At 42.9% G+C, this 5131-nt stretch carries 5 protein-coding genes and 2 pseudogenes; all 7 read left to right on the top strand.

Annotated features, from left to right (window positions below):
• Nucleotides 1-405 precede the first annotated feature (405 nt).
• On the top strand, nt 406-666 hold the full coding sequence (locus H6G48_RS08880; RefSeq protein WP_002756849.1) for a type II toxin-antitoxin system Phd/YefM family antitoxin: 261 nt from the start codon (nt 406-408) through the stop codon (nt 664-666).
• Nucleotides 667-703: 37 nt separating this feature from the next.
• A pseudogene (locus H6G48_RS08875) lies at nt 704-919 on the top strand (Txe/YoeB family addiction module toxin); the annotation flags it as partial.
• A gap of 150 nt (nt 920-1069) precedes the next feature.
• A pseudogene (locus H6G48_RS08870) lies at nt 1070-1195 on the top strand (type II toxin-antitoxin system HicB family antitoxin); the annotation flags it as partial.
• Nucleotides 1196-1494: 299 nt separating this feature from the next.
• A complete protein-coding gene (locus H6G48_RS08865) occupies nt 1495-1686 on the top strand; it encodes a type II toxin-antitoxin system HicA family toxin (protein WP_002756843.1) in 192 nt (63 codons plus the stop codon).
• A gap of 368 nt (nt 1687-2054) precedes the next feature.
• Nucleotides 2055-2924, top strand: a complete 870-nt coding sequence (locus tag H6G48_RS08860) for a peptidoglycan-binding protein (RefSeq protein ID WP_199308208.1) — start codon at nt 2055-2057, stop codon at nt 2922-2924.
• 64 nt (nt 2925-2988) lie between these two features.
• Nucleotides 2989-3759, top strand: coding sequence for a peptidoglycan-binding protein (locus H6G48_RS08855; RefSeq protein WP_190721113.1), 771 nt, complete (start codon nt 2989-2991; stop codon nt 3757-3759).
• A gap of 289 nt (nt 3760-4048) precedes the next feature.
• A complete protein-coding gene (locus H6G48_RS08850; protein ID WP_242034593.1) occupies nt 4049-5074 on the top strand; it encodes a hypothetical protein in 1026 nt (341 codons plus the stop codon).
• Nucleotides 5075-5131: the final 57 nt, after the last annotated feature.

The raw sequence follows: 5131 nt of genomic DNA, 5'->3' as shown, positions 1-5131 counted from the left end.
TGATCACCAAAAAGCAATTCTCATGAGTAATGCTCTGATCAAAAGACTTATGGACTCCCAACAATGCGCTGCACCGGACGGCAATTCCGCTGCGCTCCATAGTGCGATCGCCGATCTGGTTGGGTGTGTTAATAAAATGTAACGCGCCTTATTTTGTTTTAACGCAAGTGATTGTCTCGGAGCAGATTCTAATCAGGTATAATGCCAGATAAGGCAGCAATTTAAGAAAATTTACAATCATGGTATTGCGTCAGATCTGCTCCGCTATATTAAAGAAAAGTTTCCCAAACAGGGCGATGCTATTTCGGTTTAGCTTGAGGGTGCGTTCCCCGAAGCCTTTGGGTTTTGCCAACCAGATTTGGACAGAACTATAATAACAATTGTACTTAACCATGTACAACTCTGATGAGCGTCAACATTGTCAACTTTAGTGAAGCCCAAAAAAACTTTAAATCTGTAATAGATACAGTAGCCAATGATAAAAACTGTACTTTCATTGTCAGAGGAGATACAGAAGATGTTGTTATCATGTCTAAAAGTTATTATGACAGTCTGATGGAAACAGTTTATCTCTTAAGATCTGCAGCTAATGCTCAACATTTGCAAGAAGCGATCGCAGAATATCAAGCAGGTAAAACACAAGAACATGATTTAATCGATGCGTAAGTTGGCTTGGGGTAGTAAAGCATGAAAAGATTATCTTTATTGGCAATCTCAGGACAAGAAAACCCTGAAAAGAATCAATCTGCTCATCCAAGATACTCTATCCAATCCCTTTGAAGGAATCGGTAAACCTGAACCCTTGAGAGAGAATTTGTCAGGTTTTTGGTCCCGTACGGATGAAGCTAATCGTCTTGTTTATGTTGTCGATGATCATTATCTAACAATTATTTCCTGTCGCTATCATTACCAAGATTAGTCATCGCTGTAGGGTGCGTTCCCCACGACAACTCCGAATTACTCCGCCAATAAATTCCTGGGAACGCACCAAGATTTGTTAGCGCTCTCCTTATATATTTATGTCATAATTATTTTTTATTCTGGTCAGCCTAAAAATTAGGTATCGGTTATGAACACATTTACTGCTGTTGTAGAAAAAGATTTTGATACTAATCTCTATGTTGGTTATGTCCCTGGGTTCCCCGGAGTACATTCTCAAGGTGAAACTTTAGATAAATTACGGACAAATCTTTGTGAAGTGATAGAAATGCTCCTTGAGGATGAACAAACAAGATTTGGGCTCTTCGGTTTGTGTTATGCAATGGACGGGGGTTATAAGGGATGGAACCCTTATAGAGAAAGGCATTTAGCGATTTTTGTCAATTGTTTTTGCTCTAGAGCGAACTAATCAATTAAGTCTCTTGCCAGATAAGGATTTAGTCGATTTATGCCCCCCTATCGAACCATACCAAGTAACGAAGAACCAAGATTTGAAACAGTATTTGTTGGTACACAGTAACCATCGGCAATATACCTGTTCTGAAACCACAGGAAGTGGTTCGTATCTTAGAAAATCTTGGCTTTGTTGAGGTACGTCAGAAAGGCTCCCATAAACAGTTCTGTCCTGAAGATGGACGTGCAACTACTGTTCCATTTCATAAAGGACGAGATATTGCACCTAGATTATTACGACAGATTGCGAGCGATATTAACTTGACAGTAGAAGAGTTTTTAGAGTCGAGGTAAAGTCTATTTTCGCCAACTTTTAAAGCAGCGCCAAATAGCACTGTATTCCTATGATGTTGAAGATTTTGAGTTGGATTTGAAAAACTTACGGGAGTTGGGGCGATTGTGATTGTTGTTAGCGAGACAATGCTAGACCCCTCTGTGCGGTAATTATGCCCAAATTGAGGTGATTAAACCCCACAGTGCCATATTAAGTCTTATTAAGGGGTGTTAGACCGATGGAAGTGGGATAGTAGGATAAAAGAACCACCATTTAAGCTAAACATCGCCAGGTATTTAGGGACTTGCGTAGGAATGATATCCCAGCGCAAGTCCCTTAGCTTAAGTGGACTTGTTGAACTAAGAATCCCTCGCTAAGGAAGAAATTTATGGTGACAGTAACGCAAGCTGGGACTACAAGCTGTTCCACGACAGTGGTTAGGGGACTAGATCGGCAACTCATTGCTCAAATGAATCGACTTGTCTCAGGTGCTTTAGTTGATTTTTCTTCGCCCAAGATCAGGCTTGGACAAGCAGTTTGGCCATTCTTACAACCAGCGGCTAAACGCGCCCTAGATCGGGCGGTTGCCAATCGAGGCCAGACTCTGATTGTCAACTCCGCTTATCGGACTATTGCCCAACAACTACTTCTTTTTCAACAAGCTCAGGCGAATCGATGTGGCATTACTATCGCTGCTGAGCCAGGAAAGAGCAACCATCAAAGTGGATTAGCTCTCGATATTGAAGATCATGCAGGCTGGCGACCTTTCCTAGAAGCTCAGGGCTGGAAGTGGCTAGGTCCATCAGATCCGGTTCATTTTGACTTTAAAGGTGCTGGGGTTCGTGACATCCGCTCAACTGCTATCCTGGCGTTCCAGCAACTGTGGAATCAAAACAATCCCAATGACAGGATTGCAGAGGATGGGCAGTGGGGTCCAAATACCGCCGCTCGTCTCGGTAAATCTCCTGCTAATGGCTTTGCTAATGGTCCGACTCTAGACACAGGGGTTAATGGTGGGGGTAGCGTTGAACTAGGAGATCGCTTATTGCAACTCACGCGCCCACTTCTGGAAGGAGATGACGTGCGCCAAGTTCAGCAAGCATTAGTCCGCAATGGCTTCCAGTTAACAGTTGATGGTTTCTTTGGTCCAAAGACAGAAGAGGCAGTTAAAGCATTTCAACAACAGAAACAATTGCAACCGGTTGATGGCATCGTTGGGCCTGCCACGCTTGCGGCGTTGGGACTCTCATCTTCCTAAAGGCAAACTGACTTCAATAATCCTGAAAACTAGCAAAAAACAAAATGCCAGGAGAATTTGCACAATGATCGGTCCAACCTTACGTTTATTTGACGGATTTGACCATACTTCTCCTCAACTTCGAGACGAAGTGATGGAACTGCAAGAACTGCTCAATGCCAAAGGAATTGCTGTCGTTATTGATGGCTTCTTTGGACAGGCAACCGAAATGGCTGTCAAACAATTTCAACGCTCTCGTGGTTTGGATGATGATGGAATTGTCGGTCCGCTGACTTGGGCAGCGTTATCAGACGAGCAACCTCCCAATCTTGAACTTGTATTTACCACGACGATTGCTCGCAATGATGCTTCCATGCTCAGACAATTAGAAGCCGCTCAACAGTTCAGAGCTTTTATTGAAGAAGGAGCTAACCAACAGGGCTTTCCGATTGCTGTGATTGCGGGCATTGGTTCACGAGAATCTCACTGGGGATTACTCTTAAATCCACCTGGCCCTTCTGGTACGGGAGATTTTGGTCACGGTCGGGGACTGATGCAAATTGATGACCGTGCTTTTCCTCAGTTTACCTCTACTGGTAAGTGGAAAGATCCCAGAGAGAACATTCTCTTTGGCTGTAAAGTTCTTGCTGACAACCGAGCTTTTATGCAACGCAAGACTAATTTGCAAGGCAAAGAGCTTATCCGTGCCGCTTTAGCTGCATACAATTCTGGACCTGGAAATGCTCTAAGAGCTTTGCGCGATCGCGGAGATGTTGATTTCTTCACTGCTAACCGGAATTACGGCAAAGATACTCTCAGTCGAGCGGGATGGTTCCAGTTACAGGGTTGGAGTTGACTAAAAAAGTAAGTAGAGTTGTTGCATGAGCTAAATTATTGTCAACAACTCTATATTATTGCTCAAAGTTTTTAAACAATTTTATTGCCGAGATTTTTTCTAATTATGCCATTTACCGCCAAAGTCATTACCACAGCCGAATGGGGAGCGAGACTACCAAAACTGGGAAAGTTTCCTTTGAATCAATAGATAAAACTAACTATTTTTGTCAAAGCAGGTAAAAGGCATCATTGAACCTAAAACCCCATACATCGATCCAGTTTTAGCTCCGAAAAAGAGGTGAATGACAATGAAAAAATCAATTGTTAAATGGATGCTTACTGCATTATTAACTACTGTTCTTGTGACTTTTGCTTATGGATTAGTTAACAGTGTCTTAGCTCAAATCCCATCCCCGACTGCTGCTGCAACACCTTCCCCTCAAATCCCCTCCCCGACTGCTGCTGCAACACCTTCCTCTCAAATCCCCTCCCCGACTGCTGCTGCAACACCTTCCTCTCAAACTCAATCTGGGACTCCTGCGAAGTTCTCTGGCCAGGCCTTGGCAATAGCATTAGGGGGTGTTTTGGTTTTCTATTCAATTACTGTCTGGTGGGTAAGTTGGGATAACGCCTATAATTTTACTGCATTATGGATTAAGCCTGTAGCTTTGACAGCAGGACAGTTTGGTAAAGCTAGTCTTTCTAATTTTCAAATTTTTGGTTTCACCTTAGTGGTGCTATTGCGACTTCTATACACTCTGGCCAGTAGTGGAGTACTGAGTGGGCTATCAGATGACCTTCTTTTACTACTAGGTATCAGCGCTGTTGGCACAACTGGTTCCAAGGTGATAGCATTGGGAAGCAAACGACTGACATTCTCTAATTGGACCTGGTTGCGAAATCATGAATGGCTGACCATTGGTGAAAAAGGTTACGAGAAAAAACCAGAATTAGAAGATGCAAAATGGAGCGACTTAATAAAAAGTGGTGGATCATTTGATGTTTACAGCTTTCAACTACTAGGTTTTAGCTTGTTGGTAGCTGCTGAATTATTGGTCGGTATTGGTTCAGATTTGGCGACATTTACTTTACCGCAAAACTTTCTTTCTATTCTTGGACTGAGCAACGTTGTCTATCTAGGAGGGAAAGTTACAGCTCCAAAGTCTTACGAAGAACTCAACCAAAAAATCGATGAATTACGGACAGAAGAAACAGACTTAATTTCTCAATACCCTAATATTCAACCTGAAAGTTATGGAAAGTATATTGCCAAAGCGCTTCAAGGGGTGACAAGGCGACTAAAAGGCTTGCTGGATAAGGCGCATAGCCGTTAGACCCCTAGAAAAATCGGGGTGTTTTCCTGGCTTGAGGCGGATCAAAGAAAAGGCGAG

The organism is Microcystis flos-aquae FACHB-1344 (assembly GCF_014698375.1).
GTDB lineage: Bacteria > Cyanobacteriota > Cyanobacteriia > Cyanobacteriales > Microcystaceae > Microcystis > Microcystis aeruginosa.
This window is presented reverse-complemented; position numbering and strand designations above follow the sequence as displayed.